Consider the following 25175-nt stretch of genomic DNA (forward strand, 5'->3'; position numbering starts at 1 on the left):
ATGGCTTCCCCCTCCGCAGTGACCGTTTCAAAACCTCTCAATTTCTGGCTGTGCCTGGGTATCCCCTTCGGCGTCGCACTTGTAATGCTCTTGCTTGAGATGACCTCGCTGGACATGGACCTTGCCAAACGCTTCTACAATGCAGCGGATGGCGGCTTCATCGGGCGTTACAGCTTCTTCCTCGAAGACATCCTGCATGACCGCGCCAAACAGTTGGTTATCCTGTTTTCGGTACTGGCAATTCTAGGCCTTGCCGGCACATTCATCCTGCAACGGCTCAAGCCTTACCGGCGCGAACTGGGCTGCCTGGTGTTATCCCTGGGGCTGGCGACTGCCTTCGTCTCACCGCTGAAAACCATCACCGCCGTGCAGTGCCCCTGGAGCCTCAAGGAGTTCGGCGGCCAGGAAACCTACAGCGAACTGCTGAGCCCCCGCCCGCCCACAGATAAACCCGGCCGTTGCTGGCCCGGTGGCCATGCGGCCACCGGGTTTGCCTTGTTCGCCTGGTTCTTCGCGCTACGTGATCACCGGCCGCGGATGGCGCGCAACGCGTTTATCTTCGCCGTGGTTCTGGGCAGCGCCTTTTCAGTAAGCCGCATGATGCAAGGCGCGCATTTCTTCTCCCACAATGTGTGGACGGCGATTTTCTGTTGGTTGATTTGCCTGGGCGTGTACTGCCTGCTGCTCTATCGGCCATCAACCCGCAGCCCGTAAGGGCCTGGTGTATTAAAACGGCAATAAAAAACCCCGCCTGCATCGCTGCAGGCGGGGTTTTTTTAAGCGCCGGGTAAGGCTGGCTTACATCATGCCGCCCATACCACCCATGCCGCCCATGTCTGGCATACCGCCGCCAGCACCGCCATCTGCCTTCGGCTTGTCGGCGATTGCAGCTTCGGTGGTCAGGATCAGGCCACCGATGGAGGCTGCTGCTTGCAACGCGGAACGAGTCACCTTGGTAGGGTCAAGGATGCCCATTTCGATCATGTCGCCGTAGACGCCAGTCGCAGCGTTGTAACCGTAGTTACCTTTGCCGTTCTTGACTTCGTTAACCACAACGCTCGGCTCGTCACCGGAGTTGGCAGCGATCTGACGCAGCGGTGCTTCAACAGCACGACGCAGCACAGCGATACCGACGTTCTGGTCAGCGTTGTCGCCGGTCAGGTTGGTCAGGGCTTCCAGAGCACGGATGAGCGCAACGCCACCGCCAGGTACCACGCCTTCTTCAACGGCTGCGCGGGTTGCGTGCAGGGCGTCTTCAACGCGGGCTTTCTTCTCTTTCATTTCAACTTCGGAACCCGCGCCAACCTTGATCACTGCAACGCCGCCGGACAGCTTGGCCAGACGCTCTTGCAGTTTTTCACGGTCGTAGTCCGAGGAGGTCTCGGCAACCTGGGCACGGATCTGGGTGATGCGGGACTGGATGTCGCCTTCAACGCCAGCACCGTCAACGATGATGGTGTTTTCCTTGGAGATGGTCACGCGCTTGGCGCTGCCCAGGTTTTCCAGGGTGGCGCTTTCCAGGCTCAGGCCGATCTCTTCGGAGATAACGGTACCGCCGGTCAGAACAGCGATGTCCTGCAGCATGGCCTTGCGACGGTCGCCGAAGCCTGGAGCCTTGACGGCTGCGACTTTAACGATGCCACGCATGTTGTTCACAACCAGAGTTGCCAGGGCTTCGCCTTCAACGTCTTCGGAAACGATCAGCAGTGGGCGGCCGGCTTTGGCAACGGCTTCCAGCACTGGCAGCATTTCGCGGATGTTGGAGATCTTTTTGTCGACCAGCAGGATCAGCGGGCTGTCCAGCTCGGCAACCATGGTTTCTGGCTTGTTGACGAAGTACGGGGACAGGTAGCCACGGTCGAACTGCATGCCTTCTACAACCGACAGTTCGTTTTCCAGGCCAGTGCCTTCTTCAACGGTGATCACGCCTTCTTTACCGACTTTTTCCATAGCTTCGGCAATGATGTCGCCGATGGAGCTGTCGGAGTTGGCGGAGATGGTGCCTACCTGAGCGATGGCCTTGGTGTCGGCGCATGGCTTGGACAGGTTTTTCAGCTCAGCAACAACGGCGATGGTCGCCTTGTCGATGCCGCGCTTGAGGTCCATAGGGTTCATGCCGGCAGCGACGGCTTTGTAGCCTTCGTTGACGATTGCCTGAGCCAGAACGGTAGCGGTGGTGGTGCCGTCGCCTGCGTCATCGTTGGCACGGGAGGCAACGTCTTTGACCAGCTGCGCGCCCATGTTTTCGAAACGGTCTTCCAGTTCGATTTCTTTAGCGACGGAAACGCCGTCCTTGGTGATGGTCGGAGCGCCGAAGCTCTTCTCGATGATCACGTTACGGCCTTTCGGACCCAGGGTCGCTTTTACCGCGTCAGCCAGGACGTTGACGCCTTTGAGCATTTTTTTACGGGCGGAGTCGCCAAACAGAACTTCTTTAGCAGCCATGATCGATATTCCTTAAATACTTTCTAGTAACGGGAAAATGAGCGGGAAAATCAGTCTTCCAGAACAGCGAGAATCTCGTTCTCAGCCATAACCAGCAGGTCTTCGCCGTCGACTTTCACAGTGTTGCTGCCGGAGTAAGGGCCGAATACAACCTTGTCACCGACTTTAACGGCCAGCGCACGTACATCACCGTTTTCCAGAGTCTTGCCTGGGCCAGCAGCGACGATCACACCGTGGTTGGCTTTTTCAGCAGCCGAACCTGGCAGAACGATACCGCCAGCGGTTTTCTTTTCTTCTTCGCTGCGACGGATTACGACGCGGTCGTGCAGAGGACGAAGCTTGCTCATTGTCGATCTCTCCTAATTGTGTTTTTCATCGGCCGGTGTCTGTACCGGCGGGTTGTATTCCGGCTGTGCCGGTCGCGCCTCGCCAAGCGAAACGCGGAAGTCTGTCTGGTGTCGCCACCAGAAACCTTGCGGTGACCGATACATAAGGGCGCATAAGCTTATTACAAGGGGCCTCGGCGGATTTTTTTGCATCTGCCAGGCGGTAAAAGCAACACGGCACCCGAAGGTGCCGTGTCAATAAAGCGTTTATTTGCTGTCGCGGTGTTCGAACTCGCCTTCGATCACATCACCTTCACGCCCCAACGGCTGGCGCGGGGCCGGGCCGCCACGGGGTTGCAGGTCATCGGCGAACGCACGCTGGCGAATCGCCGCTTCTTCGGCGCGCTGGCGCATTTTGCCGGCCAGCAGCTTGCGGGTGAACGGCAGCAACATGACCAGGCCGACCACATCGCTGATAAAGCCCGGCAGGATCAACAGGCCACCCGCCAACGCCATCATCAAGCCTTCGAGCATAGTTTGCGCGGGCAGCTCGCCACGGTTCAGGCTTTCACGGGCACGCAGCGCGGTGGCCAGGCCGGCGACGCGCAGCACCAGGACGCCGAGCATCGAGCCGAGAATGATCAATAACAGCGCCGGGAAAAACCCGATCGCACTGCTGACTTGAACGAATACGAACAGCTCCAACACCGGGAACAGCAGAAAGAGCAACAAAAAAGGGCGCATCAAATGGTTCCTCAACGCAAGAATACCTTGCCAGTCCACCTTAGATGACGTCGTCGTTTCGTGAATTCAAGCTTCAGCCACGCTTTTTTTCGGCCAAGCCTCGGCGTGAGCCAATGAAACCAAGGCCTCGCGCACTTGTGTCGGCGTGTTGCAAGTCTCTGCAAAGGGCAACCAATGCAGCGACTGGCCAATACGCAGGTGCATGCCTTCGCTGTCGATACCGGCCAATTGTGCGGGCTCGGTTTCGGGCAAGCCGGTCAACTTGACGTAATGGGCGATGGCCTTGGTGTGATCGCTGTTCATGTGTTCGATCATGCTGCGCTCGGCCTTGCCCGCGAAGGGATTGGCCAGGGTCAATTGATCCACCCAGTGAATCGCACCAAACCCACCGATATAACGGTGGCGTACGGGTTTGAGCACCCAAAAGTCGAAATCGTGGGCCTTGTGGTAGTTGGCCGAATCGGGGAAGTAGCGGTAATAACGCTCGGCAGCGGCTGCAATGGCTGCATCGTCCTCCAGCTTCTCGGCTTCGGCCAGGTAAGTCAGGCGCCCTACCGCTTGCACATCATCCGCTTCACGCTCACCGACCAGCAACGAACACTTGGGGTCTTTCTGCAGGTTATGGGTGTGCTGGGCAATGCGGCTGATGAGGATCAGTGGCCGGCCCTGCTCGTCCAGGCAGTAAGGCACCACCGAGCCAAAGGGAAAGCCGGGCATGGCTTTGGACAATGTGGAGAGAGCCCCACGGTATTCCTTGAGCAACAGCTCTCGGGCGTTCTTGGCAACGTGCGCGCTCAACGTATGACTCCTCGGGTATTCCGCTGCCCATAGCCTATGGGAATGGATCTCAACACAAGGTAATCAATCTAAGCGCAGGTTGCCAGAGGCGCCCTTGCAGGTTTTGTCGAGCCCGATTACCAGGCCACACCAAAGCCTGCGGTGTAGCGGGTCTTGCTCAAACTGCTTTCCGAATCACCGCTGATCACGTCGCGCTCGGCTTTGAGATTAAGCGAGGCCCACTCGGTGACTTTGTAGCGCAGGCCCATTTCCGCATCGAGGGAGTATTCGGCCGGCCCGCCGATGGGTTTGCCCAACTCGCCTGCGGTGAAAAACTCGACGGTCTTGCCCACCAGGTAGCGGTTGTAGTTCCACTTCATCGCCAGGGAATAGAAGTTGTCCTTGCCGCCGTCGGAGTATTCGTAATCGGTGCGGTTAACCAGCGACCCCAGGGAGAACGCGCCCAGTTCGTCATCCCAGAACTGGTAGCCCGGGCCCGTGCCCACGGTGCGCTGGCGGGCCAGGTCTTCAACCTTGTCGCGCTTGTAGGTCAGGCGGCCCTGCCAGAACCAGTGCTCGGTGATGAACCGGTCCAGGTCGTACTCCAGGGCCCAGTTGTCGGTGGTGGTGACGTCGTCCTGGAACTCGCGGTTGTATTCGCCCAGCCCGGTGTGGCGCCATTGGCCATGACGCGCGGTGGTCTTGAAGTCGATGTCGTAGTCGTTGGTATCTTTCTCGGCGCGCTTGTAGTCCAGCGCCATGTCGACATTACCTTTCCACACCAGGTCTTCGATCACAGGCTTGGGCTTGATGATCTGCTGGATACTGGCCAGGTCCACGGTCTTGGGCGCCTCGCCATTGGCCAGCACCACCTTGCCGTCATCCGCTGCTTGCAGGGATTTGGCTTTCTCGCCGGTGTAGGCGTCTTGCTTGACCAGCAATTCCTGATCGCTTTCCAGGGTTTTCACCTGTTTCCAGTCCACCGGGATCGCGCCCGCGTAGTCGGTCTGGATCAGCAGCTTGCCACCATCGAAGACCTTGATTTTGCCGGTCAGGCGGTCACCGTTCTTCAACCAGACGGTATCGGCCAGCAAGGGCGTGGAGGCGCTGAAAACAGCGAGGCACAGCAGGGTTCTGGACAACATAAGCAGATACGGGGCTCGAGGTTGGCGAAAAAGGGGCGTTATCGTGTTAGATAGCTAGGACTGACTCAAGGATTTATGTTGAGTTCCATCCTCAGCACCATGTTTACAGACGTTTCTTACAAAAAGACCGACGATCTAAACGGATATGCCCACAGTGAATCCACCTGCCGACACGCCGCAAAGCCCTGCCGAAATGCGCCGCACCGCGCTATACCTAACCTTGGCGCAAGTGCCCGCAGGCTGTGTGGTGAGCTACGGCGAACTCGCACATCTGGCCGGGCTCGGCCGCGCCGCGCGATGGGTGGGGCGCACGTTGAGCCAGCTACCCGAGGACACACGTTTGCCGTGGCACCGGGTGCTGGGTGCCGGTGGTCGGATAAGTCTGCCAGTGGGCAGTGCCTCGGGTGACGAGCAACGCGCGCGTTTGCGCGGCGAAGGCGTCACTATCCTGAATAATCGCGTTGATATTCAGCGCCATGGCTGGCGCCCGGTAGAGCACAGCGGTTAGAGTGCGCGCTTTGTTTCCGTGAATCTGAGGCAGACTCCAGCCCATGCCCCGTAAAACCTGGCGCGCCGCGCTCGCCGCCTATGCCAGCCCCTCGACGTTAGTGCTGTTGTTGCTCGGCTTTGCCGCCGGCTTGCCTTACATGTTGGTGTTCTCGACGCTTTCGGTGTGGTTGCGTGAGGCCGGTGTGGCCCGCGAGACCATCGGCTATGCGAGCCTGATCGGTTTGGCGTATGCCTTTAAATGGGTCTGGTCGCCGCTGCTCGACCAATGGCGCCTGCCGCTGCTCGGCAAACTCGGACGTCGTCGCTCCTGGCTGGTGCTTGCCCAATCGCTGGTGATCCTTGGATTGATCGGCATGGGGTTCTGCGATCCGCAGAAACACCTGTCCTGGCTGATCGCTATCGCGGTTGTGGTCGCCTTTGCTTCGGCCACTCAGGATATCGCGGTCGACGCCTATCGCCTGGAAATCGCCGATGACAGCCGCCAGGCTGCGCTGGCTGCAAGCTATATGTCCGGCTACCGCATCGCTGCCCTGCTGGCCACTGCCGGTGCCCTGTTCTTCGCCGAAGGTTTCGGCTCTACCGGCTTCAACTATAAGCACTCGGCATGGACCGGCACCTACGTGCTGTTCGGTTTGCTGATGGTTCCGGCGCTGCTGACCACCCTGTTCATGCGCGAACCGAATGTGCCCCTGCGCACCCAGTTGCAGGCCGGCCGGTACAGCTTCATGCATCAACTGATGTCGGTGTTCGTGCTGATCGTGCTGCTGGTGTCGGTACCGGCGATGTTCACCCAGCTTTACAACACAGACTTCGCCAGCGTGCTGTTTCACGGCGTCAGCCCGTGGGAACTGCTGATGGAAGACCGCGCCTTCCTGCGCGCCATCCTCTATATCATCCTCACCGCGATGTGCCTCTCGGCCATGGGCCGCCGAGGCCTGGCGCCGGTGCTGACGCCGGTCAACGACTTCATCATGCGCTACCGCTGGCAGGCGCTGCTGCTGCTCGGGTTGATTGCCACCTATCGCATGTCCGACACCGTGATGGGCGTGATGGCCAACGTGTTCTACATCGATCAAGGCTTTACCAAGGACCAGATTGCCGGGGTCAGCAAGGTTTTCGGCCTGATCATGACCCTGGTCGGCGCCGGCATGGGCGGCCTGCTGATTGTGCGTTTCGGTATCCTGCCGATCCTGTTTATCGGCGGCATAGCCTCGGCCGGTACCAACCTGCTGTTCGTGATGCTGGCCGACATGGGCCCGGACCTGCAGATGCTGATTTTCACCATTTCCCTGGATAACTTCAGCTCGGGCCTGGCGACCTCGGCGTTTGTCGCCTACCTGTCGAGCCTGACCAACCTCAAGTTCTCCGCCACCCAATACGCCCTGCTCAGCTCGATCATGCTGTTGCTGCCGCGCCTGATCGGCGGGTATTCGGGGGTGATGGTGGAGAAGTTTGGGTACCACAACTTCTTCCTGATCACTTGCATGCTCGGTGTACCGACGCTGCTGCTGATTGCGTTGCACTGGTTCCAGGAAAATCGGCGGATTCGGTTGAACCCTCCCGAGGAAGACTGACCTCTGGACGCGGGCTTGCTGTGGCGAGGCAGCTCGCGCACGTTCGACAGCGCAGCTGGAGTCGGCCTTTTGGAGGGGCGTCGCACCCCAGCGCAAGCAAGCTTGCTCGCCACAGCAAGCCGGCTCCTACAGTTACATGTCTGCCGCCATCCTGTACTCCAGTAGCAACCGCCCGTACAATCCCAAGTCATTTCAAGTCCAAGCAACCGACAACGGCCTACCATGCGTACCAGTCAATATTTGCTCGCCACACAGAAAGAAACGCCTTCCGACGCGGTTGTGATCAGCCATCAGCTGATGCTGCGCGCCGGTATGATCCGCAAACTGGCCTCCGGCCTGTACACCTGGCTGCCCATGGGCTTGAAGGTGATGCGCAAGGTCGAAGCGATCGTTCGCGAAGAAATGAACGCCGCCGGCTCTCTGGAAGTGTTGATGCCGAGCACCCAACCGGCCGAGCTGTGGCAGGAATCCGGGCGCTGGGAAGAGTACGGCCCTGAGTTGCTGCGCTTCAAGGATCGACATGGCCGCGATTTCTGCGCCGGCCCGACCCACGAAGAAGTGATCACCGACCTGATGCGCAATGAGTTGAGCAGCTACAAGCAGCTGCCCCTCAACCTGTACCAGATCCAGACCAAATTCCGTGACGAAATCCGCCCACGCTTCGGTTTGATGCGCGGCCGTGAATTCATCATGAAGGATGCCTATTCGTTCCACGCTGACCAGGCGTCCCTGCAGGTCACCTACGACCGCATGCACCAGGCCTATTGCAACGTGTTTACGCGCCTGGGCCTGAAATTCCGCCCGGTTGAAGCGGACAACGGTTCCATCGGCGGTGCAGGCTCCCACGAGTTCCACGTACTGGCCGAATCCGGCGAAGACGATATCGTCTTCAGCAACGGTTCCGACTACGCAGCGAACATCGAGAAAGCCGAAGCTGTGCCACGGGAAACGGCCCGTCCAGCGCCGGCTGAAGAGCTGCGTTTGGTGGACACCCCTGAGACCAAGACCATCGCGGCCCTGGTGGAAAAATTCAATCTACCGATTGAAAAGACCATCAAGACTCTGATCGTGCACGCCGAAGAAGAAGGCAAGCTGATCGCCCTGGTAATTCGTGGCGACCACGAACTCAACGAAATCAAGGCCGCCCAGCAACCTGGCGTGGCCAGCCCGCTGGTCATGGCCTCCGATGCCGAACTGCGCGACGCCATTGGTGCCGGTGCTGGCTCGCTGGGCCCGCTGAACTTGCCGCTGCCGATCATCATCGACCGTTCGGTCGAGCTGATGAGCGACTTTGGTATCGGCGCGAACATCGACGACAAGCACTACTTCGGCGTGAACTGGGAGCGTGACCTGCCAGTTCCGACCGTGGCCGACCTGCGTAACGTGGTCGCCGGCGACCCAAGCCCGGATGGCAAGGGCACCCTGGAAATCAAGCGCGGCATCGAAGTCGGGCACATCTTCCAGCTGGGCAACAAGTACAGCCAAGCGATGAACTGCAAAGTGCTGGGCGAGAACGGCAAGCCGGTCATCCTCGAAATGGGCTGCTACGGCATTGGCGTATCCCGTGTCGTTGCGGCGGCCATCGAACAGAACAACGACGCGAACGGCATCATCTGGAGTGACACCCTGGCGCCATTCCAGGTCGCTCTGGTACCGCTGCGTTATGAAACCGAACAAGTACGCGAAGCCACCGACAAACTGTACGCCGAACTGACGGCCGCCGGTTTTGAAGTGCTGCTGGATGACCGGGACAAGAAAACCAGCCCGGGCATCAAGTTCGCCGACATGGAACTGATTGGCATCCCGCACCGTATCGTGGTCAGTGACCGCGGCCTGGCCGATGGCAATCTGGAATACAAAAGCCGGACCGAAGCCGAAGCCCAACCGTTGCCGGTGGCTGACGTGCTGTCTTTCCTTCAGGCGCGTATTCGTCGCTGAAAACCAGATCAAGAGAAGTCATGTTCAAGCGAAACACCAGAGCCCTGGGGGGCGCCGCCTTGTGCGGCGCCCTGCTGGTCAGCGGCTGCGCCAACCAAATGTCGCAACGCAGTGAGCACGAGGAGCGGGTTGAGCGTAAGTTGCTCGACCACAGCCTGCAGATCGATGTAGGCGAGCCCAAAGTGCTGGAGCTGCCGCAACGCCGGGTGCGCATTCACGAGCAAAAGACCTTTGAGGTCACCGAGTTCGAAGTCACCCGCCGTTACGATCGCTACACGCCCTACCAGCCCTGGCGCAAACTCTATGAGATGCCCCTGGGTGCGGTCGCTTTGGTGGCGGGCGCGGGCGCCAACGTGGCGAATATCTTCGCCCTCGGCAACCTCCCCACCAGCATGACCCACGATTGGCTGACCTACGGTGTGGACGGCCTCAACCCGTTCATGAACGTGCAGTCCCACGGCCGTGCGCAGCAGAATCTCGCGGGTATCGATGAAGTCCAGCGCGACAAGCGCGTGGAGTATTCGAGCCTGCCCTGGAGCGAGCGTCCGGTCCAGGTTACCGCTGGCAAACAGGTCTTTGATCTGACCACCGACCGCAACGGCGTACTGCGCCTGAAGCTGTTGGACAGCCCGTTTGCCGAACAGGACCTGAACCGCGTCACGACCTTGAAGATCAGCGTGGAAGATGGCCAGGACGACGTGCATTCGGACTCGACCCTGGCGGTGAGCAACACGCTGCGCGGCAAGTTGCTGGAAGCCCATGGCCTGATCTACGACGACCTGGAAGATGACGAAGTGAGCCAGTGGGTGCACCGGGTCAAGCGCCTGTCGGAACTGGGCCTGGAAGAAGAAGCCAGCGAACTGGAACAAAGCCTGATCGAACTGACCCGCAATGATCCCGAGTTGCAGCAGGAATTCCTGCAAGCGCTGACCAAGGATGCAGGGCGATTAGTCGCAGACCCCGGCGCACGCTAAGACCTGAATGTGTGATCGTTCCCACGCTCCGCGTGGGGATGCATCCCGTGACGCTCCGCGTCACCCTTGCGCAAAACGTGAACCTTGCATCGCCAGCAGGACGCGGGGCGCCCAGGGTGGCATGCCCACGCAGAGCGTGGGTATGAGCAATCATCGGCTGAACAGCTCCAGCTGTTCATTACCACCACTAAGGTCGAGCAACCGCACCCCAATCCCCAGCAACCGCACCGGCTTCCCGCCCCGATTGAACGCCTGCGTCAGCAGCTGTTGATAACTCTCCAGATCCCGCCCTGCGCCCGCCTGCTCCAACGTTGTCTGGGTAAAGTCATGAAACTTCACTTTGACGAACGGCTTGCCCGCACGGTAACTGCTGTCGATGCGAGCTATACGCCCGGCCAAGGTGTCCATCAGCTCGGGAAGCTTCGCCAGGCAACTTGAAAGGTCGGGCAGGTCCACATCGTAGGTATTTTCCACACTGATGGATTGCCGACGGCTGTCGTTCTGCACCGCACGGTCATCAATCCCACGCGCAAGGCTCCACAGCCGCTCGCCAAAACTGCCAAATTCCCGCACCAACGCCAATTTGTTCCACTCGCGCAGTTGCAGGCAGTCTTCAATACCCAAGCGTGCCAGCTTGTCGGCCGTGACCTTGCCCACGCCGTGCAATTTGCTGACCTGCAACTGGGAGACAAAGTCTTCGACCTGATCCGGGGTAATCACAAACAACCCGTTGGGTTTTTTCCAATCGCTGGCGATCTTGGCCAGAAACTTGTTCGGCGCCACGCCGGCCGACACGGTGATGTGCAACTGATTGGAGACCCGGCGGCGAATGTCCTGGGCGATGCGCGTGGCACTGCCGCCAAAATGTGAACATTCCGAGACGTCCAGATAGGCTTCGTCCAGCGACAACGGCTCGATAAGGTCGGTGTAGTCGCGAAAGATCGTCTGGATTTCTTTTGACGCTTCTTTATAAGCATCCATCCGCGGCTTGACGATCGTCAGGTCCGGGCACAGCTTCAAGGCATGCCGTGACGACATCGCCGAACGCACGCCGTAAGCCCGCGCCTCATAGTTGCAGGTAGCGATCACACCGCGTCGGTCCGCTGAGCCACCCACAGCCAAAGGTTTTTGCGCCAGGCTCGGGTCGTCGCGCATCTCAATGGCGGCGTAGAAGCAGTCACAGTCGACGTGGATGATTTTGCGCTGCGTCATATATAAGGAGGTGTAGTCCAACGGATGGCCAGTATCGCACTCACCCCTGTATATAGCACCAGTAGTTTGATTCTTCCCCTTAAGCGGTAGGAAATTTCCCACATGAATTTATTTTCTCAATCGAAATTGGCATCCCGATAGAGCTGAAACCCTCGGCCAGACTGGCCCCGAGGGGCTCAAGAGGTGCCAATGGAGACCTAAGCGATTGAACCACAAGCGCTTTTCTTCTATTAACAGGTTGACACACCTGCGTTCCTCTGTAGAATGCCGACACACAGACGCGGGATGGAGCAGTCTGGTAGCTCGTCGGGCTCATAACCCGAAGGTCGTCGGTTCAAATCCGGCTCCCGCAACCAAACATCAAAAAAGGCTACTCGAAAGAGTGGCCTTTTTTGTGCGTGCATGTTTTCGATTGTCCGACAAAAAACCTTTCTCTCTCGCGCACTTAGCGAATGTGCGCGGTGATAAACCGCTAATTCACACTTATTTGACCCATCAGCCCATTAACGGTTGACACCTCGCCGCTGGGCTGTAGAATGCCGCCCACAGACGCGGGATGGAGCAGTCTGGTAGCTCGTCGGGCTCATAACCCGAAGGTCGTCGGTTCAAATCCGGCTCCCGCAACCAAACATCAAAAAAGGCTACTCGAAAGAGTGGCCTTTTTTGTATCCGGTAAAAAAGTTCTTCTGAAACAATGGCATGGCATCTTTCATGAAACCGTACACGGTTTGTAGAGTCCATCTCATCGCACGCTATGCTTAATCCTCTACGACCAATGGCCGCTGTCGCCGCACCCGGTGATACGCGTTAATATTTGTAATTATTTTGTCCATAGGGATTGGTAACTTGGCTGGATACCCCCATCCTGTCGCGCACAATCCACGAGGTGATTGATGCGCGCCAACTCGTCTGAACCACAAGACACCGTCACAGCGACACAACCGATCACTCCCACCCGTTTGCGCTGGCTGGATCTGTTGAGCAAGTACCGTCAACCCATCGGGCTGGCCGTGACTCTGTTGCTGTTCGCAATCGCCCTGATCGCCTGCCGGCACCTGCTGCTGGAACTGGATCTCTACGCTCTCCACGACTCGATTCTGGAAGTGCCCAAGCCCGCCTTGCTGGGAGCGTTCGCCGCTGCAGTTGCCGGTTTCATCATTCTCTTGGGCTATGAGTTTTCCGGCGCACGCTTTGCCGGGGTGAAACTGCCCGCCAAAACCCTGGCCCTCGGTGGTTTTACTGCCTTTGCCATCGGCAACGCCATTGGCCTATCGATGCTCTCCGGTGGTTCGGTGCGCTACCGTTTATATGCACGCCACGGCATCGGGGCTTCGGAAGTCGCCCGCATGACGGTGTTCGCCAGCCTCGCCCTGGGCTGCGCCCTGCCGCCGCTGGCCGCCCTGGCAACGCTGAGCAACTTGCCGGCAGCGTCGTCCGCCCTGCATGTATCCCAAGGTTTGCTCGGCGGCATCGCCGGCGCCGTGTTGCTGCTGTCGGTCGTGCTGTGCATCGGCATTTATCGCCGCCGCCTGCCCGAACAACCTTACCCGGACAACCTGCTGGTCAAGGCCGGGCGCCGCACCCTGCGCCTGCCCGGCCGACGCCTGACCTTGCTGCAACTGATCATCACCGCACTGGACGTCGCCGCTGCCGCCACCGTCCTTTATATGCTGCTGCCGGAAGCGCCGCCCTTCGGCCCGTTCCTGCTGGTTTACCTGCTGGCCCTGGCGGCTGGCGTACTCAGTCATGTGCCGGGTGGCGTTGGGGTATTCGAGGCGATCCTGCTGGCCGCGTTTGCCGACAAACTCGGCGCCGCGCCATTGGCCGCCGCCCTGCTGCTGTACCGCATGATCTACGTGGTGTTGCCACTGCTGATCGCCTGCGTGTTCCTGCTGGTCAACGAGGCCCAGCGCCTGTTCCAGACCCAGCAGAGCCTGCGGGTTGCCTCGGGCCTGGCGGCGCCAGTGCTGGCCGTGCTGGTTTTTTTGTCAGGCGTGGTCCTGCTGTTTTCCGGCGCCACGCCAGAAATCGACTCACGCCTGGAAAACATCGGCTTCCTGATTCCCCACCGCCTGATTGACGCTTCGCACTTTGGTGCCAGCCTGATCGGCGTGTTGTGCCTGTTGCTGGCCCAGGGCCTGCGTCGTCGCCTGTCGGCCGCCTGGATGCTCACCATGGTGCTGCTGCTGACCGGCGCCCTGCTCTCGTTGCTCAAAGGTTTCGACTGGGAAGAAGCCAGCCTGATGACCCTGACCGCGGTGCTGCTGGCGATCTTCCGACGCTCGTTCTACCGCGCCAGCCGCTTGACCGAACTGCCCTTCTCGCCGCTGTACCTGGTGGCCAGTGTCTGCGTACTCGGTGCCTCCATCTGGCTGCTGCTGTTCGCTTATCAGGACGTGCCTTACAGCCACCAACTCTGGTGGCAGTTCACCCTCGACGCCAACGCTCCGCGCGGCCTGCGCTCGCTGCTGGGTGCCGCGGTGCTGCTGGTGATCGTGTCGCTGACCTGGCTGCTGCGCACTGCACGCCCGGTCATCCACCTGCCAACCCCGGACGAACTGGAACGCGCCACCAAGATCCTGATGGCTTCGTCACAGCCCGACGGCGGCCTGGCGCTGACCGGTGACAAAGCGCTGCTGTTCCATCCCAACGATGAAGCCTTCTTGATGTACGCCCGTCGCGGGCGCAGCCTGGTTGCCTTGTACGACCCGATCGGGCCGACCCAACCACGGGCCGAGATGATCTGGCAGTTCCGCGACCTGTGCGACATCCACCACGCGCGCCCGGTGTTCTACCAGGTACGGGCCGAGAACCTGCCGTACTACATGGACATCGGCCTCACCGCGATCAAGCTGGGCGAAGAAGCCCGCGTCGACCTGAAACGCTTTGACCTGGAAGCCAAGGGCAAAGAGATGAAAGACCTGCGCTATACCTGGAACCGTGGCACCCGGGACGGCCTGTCCCTGGAGATCCATGAACCGGGCACGGCGCCGATGGATGAGCTCAAAGTCATCTCCGATGCCTGGCTGACCGGCAAGAACGTGCGGGAAAAAGGCTTTTCCCTGGGACGATTCAGCGACGACTACCTCAAGCACTTTCGCATCGCGATCATTCGCTTCGAAGGGCACCCGGTAGCCTTCGCCAACCTGCTCGAGACCTACAACCACGACCTGGCCAGTCTCGACCTGATGCGTGCCCACCCGGACGCGCCGAAGCTGACCATGGAGTTCATGATGGTCGGCCTGATTCAACACTATAAGAATCACGGCTACGCCCGCTTCAGCCTCGGCATGGTGCCGTTGTCGGGCCTGCAACCGCGACGTGGCGCACCGCTGACCCAACGCCTGGGCTCGATGGTTTTCCGCCGCGGCGAGCAACTGTATAACTTCCAAGGCTTGCGCCGCTTCAAAGACAAGTTCCAGCCTGACTGGGAACCCCGTTACATGGCCGTGCCCGCAGGACTTGATCCGCTGGTGGCACTGGCCGATACCGCCGCCCTGATCGCGGGTGGCCTGACTGGATTGGTGAAACGCTGATGATTCGACGCTCGTGGCGGTATGTATTGGCCTTTGTAGTGCTGCTCGCCCTGGTCGTGGGTGGCGGCTATTGGTACTGGAACCGCCCTGCCCCACAGCCGACCCTGGAGCAACTGCCCCAGGCGGACGGTTCGGTGATGACCCGCGTGACGCCCGCCGGCACACCCAAAGCCCGGGTGGCCGTAGCGGTGATGGCCGATGAAATCCTGACCGACAGCCAACTGATCGCCCTGAGCCAGGGCGGCAAGGCACAAATCGTTCAGGTGATCCTGCCCAAGGATGACTGCAAGCTGCAGGAACAATCGCTGCAAAGCGCCCTGGGCCAGCTCAAGGGCCCGGCGACGCTGGTTAGCGGCATCGGCCCTGGCGCTGCGCTCGCCTGGCGCTGGCTGGCCACACAGAACGACGACAAGGCCAACGCCATTTCCGTCGGCTTCGCCCTGGTGCAGGAGGGCTGCAAGGACCCGCTGCCGAAAACCGCCGCACATGGCAATTGGCTGGTGGCGTGGAACGACAACCCTGACGACGAAAGCGCCAGTTTCGTACGCGACACCCCGCGCGCAACCACCAGCATCAGCGATTACGACATTCACTACCCGCAAGTGCTGAACAACGAGCTGCGCAAGCAACTGGTCGGCTCGGACAACGGCGGCCTGGCGATTCCTGTGGTCGAAGTTCCCGCAGGCCAAGCCAAGGACACCGTCACCTTGTTCCTCTCCGGTGACGGCGGCTGGCGCGACCTGGACCGCGACGTGGCCGGCGAAATGGCCAAGATCGGCTACCCGGTGGTCGGCATCGACACCCTGCGCTACTACTGGCAGCACAAGACCCCGGAACAAAGCGCCAAAGACCTCAGCGAGCTGATGCAGCACTACCGGCAGAAGTGGGGCACCAAGCGTTTCGTGCTGACCGGTTATTCGTTCGGCGCCGACGTGCTGCCGGCGATCTACAACCGCATGCCGGAAAACGAACAGCAACGGGTCGACGCTATCATCCTGCTGGCCTTCGCCCGCACCGGCAGCTTTGAGATCGAAGTGGAAGGCTGGCTCGGCAATGCCGGCAAGGAAGCGGCGACCGGTCCGGAAATGGCCAAGCTGCCGGCAGACAAGGTGGTGTGCATCTACGGCGCGGAAGAAGTCGACGAGAGCGGCTGCACCGAGAAGACCGCCGTGGGCGAAGCGATCAAGCTGCCAGGCGGGCATCACTTCGACGAGAACTACCCGGCGCTGGCGAAGCGTTTGGTGGATATCATCGAGAAGCATCAGGCCAAGGATAAAGCCGAGTAATCTCGGGCTGTATGCAAAAAAACTGTGGGAGGGGGCTTGCTCCCGATAGCGGTGGATCAGTCACAGCATCCTTGACTGACACTTTGCTATCGGGAGCAAGCCCCCTCCCGCATTTTGTTTTGCGGTATGGCTCAATTAGCGCGGTTCGATATGCGCAATCATCAACTGCACGGTTTCCTGCCCACGGAACTCGTTCACGTCCAGCTTGTAGGCCAATTCCACCCAACGCACCGTCGGGTTCGGCCAGACCTCACGGTCTACCCCAAACGCAATGCCATCGAGCTTCACAGACCCGCACTCCGTCTTGAGCACCACCTTCAGGTGCCGCTCCCCCACCACGCGCTGCTCCACCAACTGGAACACACCGTGAAACAACGGCTCGGGGAAGTGTTGCCCCCACGGGCCGGCATGGCGCAGCGCGCGGGCCAGTTCCAGGTGAAACTCTTCCACCGCCAGGGTGCCGTCGGACAGTAGGCGGCCGGTGAGGTCTTCTTCGCGAAGTTGCCGACGCACTTCGGCATCAAAGGCTTCGGCGAACAGTGGGAAATTCGCCTCGGGCAGCGTCAGCCCCGCCGCCATGGCGTGGCCACCGTACTTGGCGATCAGGTTGGGATGCTGGCTCGCAACCACCGCCAGGGCATCACGGATGTGAAAACCCGCCACGGAGCGTCCAGAGCCCTTGAGCAGGCCATCACCGGCATCGGCAAAGGCGATGGTCGGGCGGAAATAACGCTCTTTCATGCGCGACGCCAGAATCCCGATCACGCCCTGGTGCCACTCCGGGTCGAACAGGCACAAGCCGTAGGGCATCGACTCCACCGGCAAGTCCTTGAGCTGGGCCAGGGCCTCGCGCTGCATACCTTGTTCGATGGATTTGCGGTCCTGGTTCATGCCGTCCAGTTGCGCGGCCATTTCCCGCGCGGCGGCGAAATCCGTGGTGAGCAGGCATTCGATGCCCAGGCTCATGTCATCCAGGCGGCCCGCAGCGTTGAGCCGAGGCCCGAGAATAAAGCCGAGGTCGGTGGAGGTAATGCGGGCGTGATCGCGCTTGGCCACTTCGAGGATCGCCTTGATCCCGGGCCGGGCGCGACCGGCGCGAATCCGTTCCAGGCCCTGATGCACCAGAATGCGGTTGTTGGCGTCCAAGGGCACCACGTCGGCGACGCTGCCGAGGGCCACCAGGTCGAGCAATTCGCCGATGTTCGGCTGCGGTTTGTTGTCGTACCAGCCCAGGCTGCGCAAACGCGCGCGAAGGGCCATCAGCACGTAGAAGATCACGCCGACACCGGCCAGGGCCTTGCTCGGGAACTCGCAGCCGGGCTGGTTTGGGTTGACGATAGCGTCCGCTGCCGGCAACTCATCCCCCGGCAAGTGGTGATCGGTGACCAGCACCTGCAGCCCCGCCGCTTTCGCCGCCGCGACGCCTTCGACGCTGGAGATGCCGTTGTCCACGGTGATCAGCAGCTGCGGCTCGCGCTGCAGCGCCACGGCGACGATTTCCGGGGTCAGGCCGTAGCCGTATTCAAACCGGTTGGGCACCAGGTAGTCGACATGGGCCGCACCGAGCAAACGCAGACCCAGGGTGCCCACGGTGCTGGCAGTGGCGCCATCGGCATCGAAGTCGCCGACGATCAGGATGCGCTGGCGCTGCTCCAGGGCCGTCACCAGCAAGTCCACGGCCGCATCGATACCCTTGAGCTGCTGATAGGGAATCAACCGTGCCAGGCTCTTGTCCAGCTCGGCCTCGGACTGCACCCCGCGCGCGGCGTAGAGACGGGTCAACAGCGGTGGCAATTCACCGAGAAACGGCAGGACAGCGGGCAACGGGCGGGGATCGATACGCATGGGACGGTGGGGAGTTCTCTGTAGGGGAAATGTAAGTGGCAAGCTTCAAGCTTCAAGCTTCAAGCTTGTAGCTAAAAGCTAGTGGCTTGAAGCTGCTTCAATTCAATCGCGTTCGCCAACCAGCCAATCCAGCTGCACTTCATGCTGGCCACGGTCATCAGTGACGAAGATCGTGCCTTCGCTGATCATTACGTCCCACTTGATGACGCGGGGCATGTCCTTGGCCAGGGTCTCAAGGATTTCCTGAGGCACGGCGGCGATGTGCACGTTTTTCAGGTTCTTAGCCACCGGCACCACTTTGCCCTCCCACACGCGCAAGCTGCCATAAGCCAGCAAGGTGGTGCGCTCGGTGCGACGCGAGCACCAGGTCAGGCGGTCGGCATCGGGCTGGCCGACTTCAATCCAGTGCAGAACCCGATCATCCAGGCTTTTTTCCCACAGGGCTGGTTCGTCTACATCTGATAGACCACGACCAAAAGCCAACTGCTCGTTGTAAAACAGGGCGTAGGCCAGCAGGCGTACGGTCATGCGCTCTTCGGTTTCCGAAGGGTGACGGGCAATGGTCTGTTTAACGCTCTCGTACACCGAACGGTCGAGGTCGGTGAGGTTGAGTTCGAATTTGTAGGTCGTGGACGGCTGGGCCATGAACGGGCTTCTAGAGACTGGGAAAGGCGGCCAGTCTAACCGATGGCGAGGTCATTCAACGAATCCTGCGCTGCATCACCCTTATCCCTGGGCCGCTCGCCTATGTTACAAGGCTTCATACCCTTGCCCTGCGCTTGAAAGGATCCTCATGTCGTTTAATGCCAAACCGCTTGCCGGCCTGAAAGTCATCGAACTCGGCACCCTGATCGCCGGCCCGTTCGCCTCACGCATCTGCGCCGAGTTCGGCGCCGACGTGATCAAGGTCGAATCCCCGGACGGCGGCGACCCCCTGCGCAAATGGCGCAAATTGTATGAAGGCACTTCACTGTGGTGGTTTGTGCAGGCGCGTAACAAGAAGTCGCTGACGCTGAACCTCAAGCACCCGGACGGCCTGGCGATTCTCAAGCAGTTGCTGGCGGACGCCGACATCCTCATCGAGAACTTCCGCCCCGGCGTGCTGGAAAAGCTCGGCCTGAGCTGGGAAACCTTGCACGCACTCAACCCGAAATTGGTGATGGTGCGCCTCTCGGGCTTTGGCCAGACGGGGCCAATGAAAGACCAGCCGGGGTTTGGTGCGGTGTGAGAATCCATGGGCGGGTTGCGCTATATCACCGGCTTCGAGGACCGCCCGCCAGTGCGCACCGGGATTTCTATTGGCGACTCCATTGCAGCCTTGTGGGCGGTGATCGGTGCACTGATGGCGTTGCGGCACCGCGAGGTCAACGGTGGTGTAGGCCAGGTGGTGGATGTGGCGTTGTATGAAGCCATCTTCGCCATGATGGAAAGCATGATCCCCGAGTTCGACGTGTTCGGGTTTATTCGCGAACGCACCGGCAACATCATGCCTGGCATTACGCCGTCTTCAATCCACACCAGCGCTGACGGCAAGCATGTGCAGATTGGGGCCAATGGCGATGCAATCTTCAAGCGCTTCATGTCGGCGATCGGCCGTGAAGACCTGGCCAACGATCCCGAGCTGGCCAGTAACGACGGGCGTGATGGTCGTCGCGATGAGCTTTACGGGGTGATTGATCGCTGGGTTAACACCTTGCCGCTGGAGCAGGTGGTGGAGCAACTCAACAAGGCCGAGGTGCCTGCCAGCCGGATCTACAGTGCCGAGGACATGCTGGGGGACCCACAATTCCTGGCCCGCGAAATGTTCCTCAAGGCGCAGCTGCCCGGTGGCAAGGACTTCAAGATGCCGGGCATCGTACCCAAGTTGTCGGACACGCCGGGCAGTTGCGAATGGGTCGGGCCGCAACTGGGTGAACACAACAACGCGTTGCTCAATGAACTGGGGTATGACGCCCTGGCAATCACCCGCTTGCGTGAGGATGGCGCGATCTGATGGCTCGTCGCGGCAGGCGCTGGTTCGCTCACCTCTTTGTCGTCGCTGTGATGGTCGGCGACTGGCCGCTGTCGGCCAGTGCCGAGGACACGCTGATCTGGTTACTGCGCGACTTGCCGCCACTGACCATTTTCGAAGGGCCGCAGAAAGGCCAGGGGGCGGTGGACCAACTGCTGCCCATCCTCATCGAGCACCTGCCGGAGTATCGACATCAGGTCCTGCACGTTAACCGCGCCCGGGGCACACAGATGATGCGCGAACCTTCTTTCACCTGCGACCCCTCGCTGCTGTGGACATCGGAGCGGGCAAAGTACGTGGTGTTTTCGACACAGGCATTTGTAGTGGTCAGCAATGGGGTGATGATCCGCCGGAGCCAACAGGACGTGATGGCGCCCTTTATCGTCGAGGACCAGTTCGATCTGCCGGCTTTTCTCGAGGCTCACAACACACGCCTCGGTGCTACGGCCGAACGCAGCTACGGTCCTGTCATCGATGAACAGCTCAAACACGCCGACCCTCACACGCTGGCACTCCATTACGGCAACGACGCCCTGGGCAGCTTGCTGCAGATGCAGCGGCTTGGCCGACTGGAAGCGGTATTGGGTTACTGGACAGAGATCCGTTATCACGCCATGCAACAGGGCATTGATCCCCAGGACCTGGTGTTCTTCCCGATCAAAGGCTCCATGCCGTACCAACGCACGTATATTGGTTGTTCGAATACCGCCCAGGGCCGCCAGGCCATCGAACGAATCAATCAACTGCTGCGCGACACACCTCAGACGCAAGCGCAGCAGTCCTATGCGTCGTGGCTGGACCCCGCCACGCGCGAGCACTACCTGCACGATAACCCGAGTTTTTTCCAGGACTCGGCCGAGCCCTGACAAATCGCGGACAAAAAGAAACCCCGAGAAGTGGGGAGACGACTCGGGGTTAAACGTGGTCTAAAAAAAGACCAGTACAGCAAGCCACAAACACCGGAGCACAATGTTTGCTCTTGCTGTTAAAAAATCTGACCGGCCATGGTGTAGGAAGGTTCCTGAGATAAATAATTCTTCATGCCAGGGCGGCGCTGCGGGTCTGGGCAGCGTTGCGTAAAGCCGCGATGACCGAGGGTTCCAGGCGGCCTTCGGCGATTTTTAGGTCGCGCAACAGGCAATCCACCACATCCACCAGCACGCGCTTGTCGGTCAATTGCGCGCGGTCGACTTCACGCTCGACCATGATCGCGCCCGCAGGATTCTTAACGGTCACCAGGCACTCGCCCTGCGCACCAGAGGTGGTCAGCGTAACCTGATAGGGGCTCAATGCTTCTTCGAGCAATAGGCTGATACTTTCCATCTCGATCACCACTCAATAGTTCGGGAACAATCGTTTCAACGGGAGCTGCATCTATCCTAAGTGACTGGTTGTTGCGTAGGAAAGTTCGCTTTTTCGTCTTTATGCGGCCGTGGGGGAGTGACTTGGAACAGCATGCGCTTGCAACATGACAACGAAAAAACGGCGGCACATAACTGCTTACGCAATGGGTTGCTGTTTTGGGGTTCGTCGACGGCTGGGACCTGAAGTGAATCCTATACTCGGCGAGCGCTGGGTACGCTGCTACGCAGATAAAAGCGCATGTTAAAGGCCCTATTGCGAAGGATAAATACGATGGAGGAACACAATGAACACCATACGACGACAGACAGAATGAACGCCGAGGTATCCCGTATTCTTGCTGAGATAGCACGCATGAATGCAGAGCAAAACAAACTCCACGCCGAATCCCTGAAGATAACCTGCGAGACTTTCTGGTATCCCATGGGCGTAGCAATGGCCGTCGTCGCAACTGTTGCTTCAGTCACCGGGATAGCCATTAAATTGCTCGTTTAGCCCAGCACGCTGCGGGGAGTGCCAAAAACGAAAACGCCGCTGACCCAGGGAAGGGAAAGCGGCGTTTTTGTCTGCGCAGTTCGCCTTACAAAGGCTTACCACGATTCCCATGCCGGCTGACAAACGCCTGCATCGCCTTCAGGTCATTAGGCAACACGGTGCAGCGCTCTTCACGCTCAAACAGGTCTGCCAAGTGCTCCGGCAGCTCCAGCGCCTTGCCAACACCCGCCTTCTCCACCGCTTCCGGGAATTTGACCGGGTGCGCGGTACCGAGGATCACCATCGGAATGTCCAGGCTGCGGCGGCATTCGCGCGCGGCCTTGACGCCAATGGCGGTGTGCGGGTCGAGCAGCTCGCCGGTCTGGGCATAGACTTCAGCGATGGTTTCGCAAGTCTGTGCATCGTCCACGGCGAGGGAGTCGAACAGCTTGCGGGTTTCGGTCCAACGCTCTTGCTCGACGCTGAAACCGCCACCTTGTTTGAAGCTATCCATAAGGCCGGCCAGTGCTGCGCCGTTGCGACCGTGCATGTCGAACAGCAGGCGTTCGAAGTTCGACGACACCATGATATCCATCGACGGCGACAGCGTGGCGTGCAGGGTTTCCTTGACGTACTGGTTGCCGCTCATGAAGCGGTGCAGGATGTCGTTGCGGTTGGTGGCGACGATCAGTTGGTTGATCGGCAGGCCCATGTTGCGTGCCAGGTAACCGGCAAAGATGTCGCCGAAGTTGCCGGTTGGCACCGAGAAAGACACCGAACGTGCCGGGCCACCCAACTGCAGGGAGGCGTGGAAGTAGTAGACGATCTGGGCCATGATCCGCGCCCAGTTGATCGAGTTCACCGCGACCAGACGCGTGCCCTTGAGGAAGCTCTGGTCAGCGAAGCTGTTCTTGACCATTTCCTGGCAGTCATCGAAGTTGCCTTCGATGGCGATGTTGTGGATGTTCTCACCGAAGATAGTGGTCATCTGCCGACGCTGCACTTCCGACACACGCTTGTGCGGGTGCAGGATGAAGATGTCGACATTTTCGCAATGCTTGCAACCTTCGATGGCCGCCGAGCCGGTATCACCAGAAGTAGCGCCGATGATCACCACGCGCTCGCCGCGCTTCTCCAGCACGTAATCGAGCAGACGACCCAGCAGTTGCAGGGCGAAGTCCTTGAACGCAAGAGTCGGGCCGTGGAACAGTTCCAGCACCCATTCGTTGCCGTTCAATTGGCGCAACGGGGCGATGGCGCTGTGGGAGAAGACGCCGTAGGTCTCTTCCAGAATTTTCTTGAAGTCGGCATCCGGGATGCTTCCGGTGACGAACGGGCGCATGACCCGGAACGCCAGCTCGTGGTACGGCAAGCCGGCCCAGGAAGCGATTTCTTCCTGGGTAAAGCGTGGCAGGTTTTCCGGCACATACAGGCCGCCGTCAGTGGCAAGGCCTGCCAGCAGGACGTCTTCGAAGTTCAGGGCCGGTGCCTGGCCGCGGGTGCTGATGTAGCGCATAAAAGCAAACCTTCGGTTTGGGCTTCAAGCTTCAAGCTGCAAGCTACAAGTTAAAAGCGCCTCGGCTTTTACTTGCAGCTTGTGGCTGATAGCTCGCAGCTGCGTTAATTAAGATGTTCGACGCGAATCCGCACCACCGGTCCAACGACGCCCTGCAACGCTTCAAGCGCGGCGATGGCATCGTTGATGTGCTGCTCAAGCACGCGATGGGTCAGCAGGATCATCGGCACCAGGCCGTCTTGTTCCTCGACTTCCTTCTGCATGATCGACTCGATGTTGATACCGCGCTCCGACAGGATGCTGGCCACCTGGGCCAACACGCCCGGATGGTCCTTGGCCTGGATGCGCAGGTAGTAGGCACTTTCGCAGGCTTCGATCGGCAAAATCGGGTGGGCCGACAGAGAGTCCGGCTGGAAGGCCAGGTGCGGTACGCGGTTTTCCGGGTCGCTGGTCATGGCGCGAACCACGTCCACCAGGTCGGCGATCACCGACGAAGCGGTCGGCTCCATGCCGGCGCCGGCGCCGTAGAACAGGGTCGAACCGGCGGCGTCACCATTGACCATCACGGCGTTCATCACGCCGTTGACGTTGGCGATCAGGCGGTCGGCCGGGATCAGCGTCGGGTGCACACGCAGCTCGATACCGGCCGGGGTGCTGCGCGCCACACCGAGGTGCTTGATGCGGTAGCCCAGGGCTTCAGCGTAGTTCACGTCAGCGGTGGTCAGCTTGGTGATGCCTTCGGTGTAGGCCTTGTCGAACTGCAGCGGGATACCAAACGCGATGGACGCCAGGATGGTCAGCTTGTGGGCTGCATCGATGCCTTCGACGTCAAACGTCGGGTCGGCTTCGGCGTAACCCAGGGCCTGGGCTTCGGCCAACACGTCTTCGAAGGTACGGCCCTTCTCGCGCATTTCGGTGAGGATGAAGTTACCGGTGCCGTTGATGATGCCGGCCACCCAGTTGATACGGTTGGCCGAGAGGCCTTCACGGATCGCCTTGATCACCGGGATACCACCGGCCACGGCGGCTTCGAACGCAACGATCACGCCCTTTTCGCGGGCCTTGGCGAAGATCTCGTTGCCGTGCACGGCGATCAGCGCCTTGTTGGCGGTGACCACGTGCTTGCCGTTTTCGATGGCCTTGAGCACCAGCTCACGGGCGATGGTGTAGCCGCCTACCAGCTCGATGACGATATCGATCTCAGGGTTGGTGGCGACTTCGAAGACATCGTTGGTAATCGCAATACCGGTCGTTTGGAACTGAGGCTTTGGCGAACGCGTGGCAATTTGCGCCACTTCAATCCCGCGCCCTGCACGGCGGGAAATTTCTTCAGCGTTACGCTGAAGTACGTTGAAGGTGCCGCCACCGACGGTCCCTAACCCACAGATGCCTACTTTGACCGGTTTCACTGAAGAACTCCCCATGAAACGGCCGACGCAAGGTCGGCCGTGGAAAACAGCCGCACAACTGCGGCTTTCAATTAATAACCCGTTGATCTGT

20 protein-coding genes, 2 tRNA genes and 1 pseudogene are annotated in these 25175 nt (G+C 59.9%); 12 read left to right on the forward strand and 11 right to left on the reverse strand.

The annotated features are described in order from the left end of the window. A complete protein-coding gene (locus ACR52_RS18130; RefSeq protein ID WP_048727207.1) occupies positions 1-714 on the forward strand; it encodes a phosphatase PAP2 family protein in 714 nt (237 codons plus the stop codon). An 84-nt stretch (positions 715-798) separates the two neighbouring features. Here ACR52_RS18130 and groL read toward each other — a convergent pair whose 3' ends face one another. From groL to ACR52_RS18155, 5 genes are all read right to left on the reverse strand, one after another. Beyond that, positions 799-2445 (reverse strand): chaperonin GroEL, encoded by a 1647-nt coding sequence (gene groL, locus ACR52_RS18135; RefSeq protein WP_048727209.1) that lies wholly within the window; start codon positions 2443-2445, stop codon positions 799-801. A gap of 50 nt (positions 2446-2495) precedes the next feature. Then, positions 2496-2792 carry a co-chaperone GroES gene (locus tag ACR52_RS18140; protein ID WP_003175874.1) on the reverse strand — a complete coding sequence of 99 codons (297 nt, stop codon included), beginning with the start codon at positions 2790-2792 and terminating at the stop codon, positions 2496-2498. A gap of 246 nt (positions 2793-3038) precedes the next feature. Beyond that, complete coding sequence (locus ACR52_RS18145; RefSeq protein WP_016975517.1) at positions 3039-3515, reverse strand: FxsA family protein; 477 nt, start codon at positions 3513-3515, stop codon at positions 3039-3041. A gap of 66 nt (positions 3516-3581) precedes the next feature. Then, complete coding sequence (locus tag ACR52_RS18150; RefSeq protein WP_048727215.1) at positions 3582-4313, reverse strand: HugZ family pyridoxamine 5'-phosphate oxidase; 732 nt, start codon at positions 4311-4313, stop codon at positions 3582-3584. A 116-nt stretch (positions 4314-4429) separates the two neighbouring features. Further along, entirely contained in the window at positions 4430-5437 is a 1008-nt protein-coding gene (locus ACR52_RS18155) for a DUF481 domain-containing protein (protein WP_048727218.1), read from the reverse strand. A 145-nt stretch (positions 5438-5582) separates the two neighbouring features. On the opposite strand from ACR52_RS18155, the gene ACR52_RS18160 reads away from it, so the two are divergent. The 4 genes from ACR52_RS18160 (at position 5583) to ACR52_RS18175 (ending at position 10433) form a co-directional block, all read left to right on the forward strand. Then, positions 5583-5945: an MGMT family protein gene (locus ACR52_RS18160; protein ID WP_048727219.1), complete on the forward strand. Its 363-nt coding sequence runs from the start codon at positions 5583-5585 to the stop codon at positions 5943-5945. 43 nt (positions 5946-5988) lie between these two features. Then, positions 5989-7521 (forward strand): AmpG family muropeptide MFS transporter, encoded by a 1533-nt coding sequence (locus ACR52_RS18165; protein WP_048727223.1) that lies wholly within the window; start codon positions 5989-5991, stop codon positions 7519-7521. A 222-nt stretch (positions 7522-7743) separates the two neighbouring features. Continuing rightward, positions 7744-9459: a proline--tRNA ligase gene (locus ACR52_RS18170; protein ID WP_048727225.1), complete on the forward strand. Its 1716-nt coding sequence runs from the start codon at positions 7744-7746 to the stop codon at positions 9457-9459. A gap of 20 nt (positions 9460-9479) precedes the next feature. After that, complete coding sequence (locus tag ACR52_RS18175; protein WP_048727228.1) at positions 9480-10433, forward strand: hypothetical protein; 954 nt, start codon at positions 9480-9482, stop codon at positions 10431-10433. Positions 10434-10583: 150 nt separating this feature from the next. Here ACR52_RS18175 and dinB read toward each other — a convergent pair whose 3' ends face one another. Then, complete coding sequence (gene dinB, locus ACR52_RS18180) at positions 10584-11645, reverse strand: DNA polymerase IV (protein ID WP_048727231.1); 1062 nt, start codon at positions 11643-11645, stop codon at positions 10584-10586. A 279-nt stretch (positions 11646-11924) separates the two neighbouring features. Here dinB and ACR52_RS18185 point away from each other — a divergent pair. The 4 genes from ACR52_RS18185 to ACR52_RS18200 all read left to right on the forward strand — a co-directional run bounded on the left by ACR52_RS18185 (position 11925) and on the right by ACR52_RS18200 (position 16467). Further along, a tRNA-Met gene (locus tag ACR52_RS18185) sits at positions 11925-12001 on the forward strand. Between the two features lie 194 nt (positions 12002-12195). After that, a tRNA-Met gene (locus tag ACR52_RS18190) sits at positions 12196-12272 on the forward strand. Positions 12273-12538: 266 nt separating this feature from the next. Further along, positions 12539-15181, forward strand: a complete 2643-nt coding sequence (gene mprF, locus ACR52_RS18195; protein ID WP_048727234.1) for a bifunctional lysylphosphatidylglycerol flippase/synthetase MprF — start codon at positions 12539-12541, stop codon at positions 15179-15181. Continuing rightward, positions 15181-16467: a virulence factor family protein gene (locus tag ACR52_RS18200; protein ID WP_048727237.1), complete on the forward strand. Its 1287-nt coding sequence runs from the start codon at positions 15181-15183 to the stop codon at positions 16465-16467. The genes mprF and ACR52_RS18200 overlap by 1 nt, the downstream gene beginning before the upstream one ends. Before the next feature lie 135 nt (positions 16468-16602). On the opposite strand, the gene recJ is transcribed toward ACR52_RS18200, so the two are convergent. Then, entirely contained in the window at positions 16603-18312 is a 1710-nt protein-coding gene (gene recJ, locus ACR52_RS18205) for a single-stranded-DNA-specific exonuclease RecJ (RefSeq protein WP_048727242.1), read from the reverse strand. A gap of 102 nt (positions 18313-18414) precedes the next feature. Continuing rightward, positions 18415-18957 (reverse strand): YaeQ family protein, encoded by a 543-nt coding sequence (locus tag ACR52_RS18210; RefSeq protein ID WP_048727244.1) that lies wholly within the window; start codon positions 18955-18957, stop codon positions 18415-18417. 148 nt (positions 18958-19105) lie between these two features. Between ACR52_RS18210 and ACR52_RS18215 the strand changes: the two are divergent. Together ACR52_RS18215 and ACR52_RS18220 are read left to right on the forward strand one after the other, a co-directional pair. Further along, positions 19106-20305: pseudogene (locus tag ACR52_RS18215) on the forward strand (CaiB/BaiF CoA transferase family protein). Further along, positions 20305-21189, forward strand: coding sequence for a TIGR02285 family protein (locus ACR52_RS18220; protein ID WP_048727247.1), 885 nt, complete (start codon positions 20305-20307; stop codon positions 21187-21189). The pseudogene ACR52_RS18215 and the gene ACR52_RS18220 overlap by 1 nt, the downstream one beginning before the upstream one ends. Before the next feature lie 172 nt (positions 21190-21361). Here the strand turns inward: ACR52_RS18220 and ACR52_RS18225 are convergent, their stop codons facing one another. Further along, positions 21362-21646 (reverse strand): DUF3509 domain-containing protein, encoded by a 285-nt coding sequence (locus ACR52_RS18225; RefSeq protein WP_048727253.1) that lies wholly within the window; start codon positions 21644-21646, stop codon positions 21362-21364. 312 nt (positions 21647-21958) lie between these two features. Between ACR52_RS18225 and ACR52_RS18230 the strand changes: the two genes are divergently transcribed. Then, a complete protein-coding gene (locus ACR52_RS18230) occupies positions 21959-22180 on the forward strand; it encodes a hypothetical protein (protein ID WP_048727256.1) in 222 nt (73 codons plus the stop codon). A gap of 85 nt (positions 22181-22265) precedes the next feature. Here ACR52_RS18230 and thrC read toward each other — a convergent pair whose 3' ends face one another. Together thrC and ACR52_RS18240 are read right to left on the reverse strand one after the other, a co-directional pair. Further along, positions 22266-23675, reverse strand: coding sequence for a threonine synthase (thrC, locus tag ACR52_RS18235; protein WP_048727258.1), 1410 nt, complete (start codon positions 23673-23675; stop codon positions 22266-22268). 104 nt (positions 23676-23779) lie between these two features. Further along, complete coding sequence (locus ACR52_RS18240; RefSeq protein ID WP_048727261.1) at positions 23780-25084, reverse strand: homoserine dehydrogenase; 1305 nt, start codon at positions 25082-25084, stop codon at positions 23780-23782. Positions 25085-25175: the final 91 nt, after the last annotated feature.

Source organism: Pseudomonas fildesensis, from assembly GCF_001050345.1.
GTDB lineage: Bacteria > Pseudomonadota > Gammaproteobacteria > Pseudomonadales > Pseudomonadaceae > Aquipseudomonas > Aquipseudomonas fildesensis.

Coding starts and splice junctions, on each gene's coding strand:
- ACR52_RS18175 (WP_048727228.1), top strand. CDS start 9,480: ATGTTCAAGCGAAACACCAGAGCCCTGGGGGGCGCCGCCTTGTGCGGC.
- ACR52_RS18165 (WP_048727223.1), top strand. CDS start 5,989: ATGCCCCGTAAAACCTGGCGCGCCGCGCTCGCCGCCTATGCCAGCCCC.
- ACR52_RS18200 (WP_048727237.1), top strand. CDS start 15,181: ATGATTCGACGCTCGTGGCGGTATGTATTGGCCTTTGTAGTGCTGCTC.
- mprF (WP_048727234.1), top strand. CDS start 12,539: ATGCGCGCCAACTCGTCTGAACCACAAGACACCGTCACAGCGACACAA.
- groL (WP_048727209.1), bottom strand. CDS start 2,445: ATGGCTGCTAAAGAAGTTCTGTTTGGCGACTCCGCCCGTAAAAAAATG.
- ACR52_RS18225 (WP_048727253.1), bottom strand. CDS start 21,646: ATGGAAAGTATCAGCCTATTGCTCGAAGAAGCATTGAGCCCCTATCAG.
- ACR52_RS18140 (WP_003175874.1), bottom strand. CDS start 2,792: ATGAGCAAGCTTCGTCCTCTGCACGACCGCGTCGTAATCCGTCGCAGC.
- ACR52_RS18160 (WP_048727219.1), top strand. CDS start 5,583: ATGCCCACAGTGAATCCACCTGCCGACACGCCGCAAAGCCCTGCCGAA.
- ACR52_RS18130 (WP_048727207.1), top strand. CDS start 1: ATGGCTTCCCCCTCCGCAGTGACCGTTTCAAAACCTCTCAATTTCTGG.
- recJ (WP_048727242.1), bottom strand. CDS start 18,312: ATGCGTATCGATCCCCGCCCGTTGCCCGCTGTCCTGCCGTTTCTCGGT.
- ACR52_RS18230 (WP_048727256.1), top strand. CDS start 21,959: ATGGAGGAACACAATGAACACCATACGACGACAGACAGAATGAACGCC.
- ACR52_RS18145 (WP_016975517.1), bottom strand. CDS start 3,515: ATGCGCCCTTTTTTGTTGCTCTTTCTGCTGTTCCCGGTGTTGGAGCTG.
- dinB (WP_048727231.1), bottom strand. CDS start 11,645: ATGACGCAGCGCAAAATCATCCACGTCGACTGTGACTGCTTCTACGCC.
- thrC (WP_048727258.1), bottom strand. CDS start 23,675: ATGCGCTACATCAGCACCCGCGGCCAGGCACCGGCCCTGAACTTCGAA.
- ACR52_RS18220 (WP_048727247.1), top strand. CDS start 20,305: ATGGCTCGTCGCGGCAGGCGCTGGTTCGCTCACCTCTTTGTCGTCGCT.
- ACR52_RS18155 (WP_048727218.1), bottom strand. CDS start 5,437: ATGTTGTCCAGAACCCTGCTGTGCCTCGCTGTTTTCAGCGCCTCCACG.
- ACR52_RS18210 (WP_048727244.1), bottom strand. CDS start 18,957: ATGGCCCAGCCGTCCACGACCTACAAATTCGAACTCAACCTCACCGAC.
- ACR52_RS18170 (WP_048727225.1), top strand. CDS start 7,744: ATGCGTACCAGTCAATATTTGCTCGCCACACAGAAAGAAACGCCTTCC.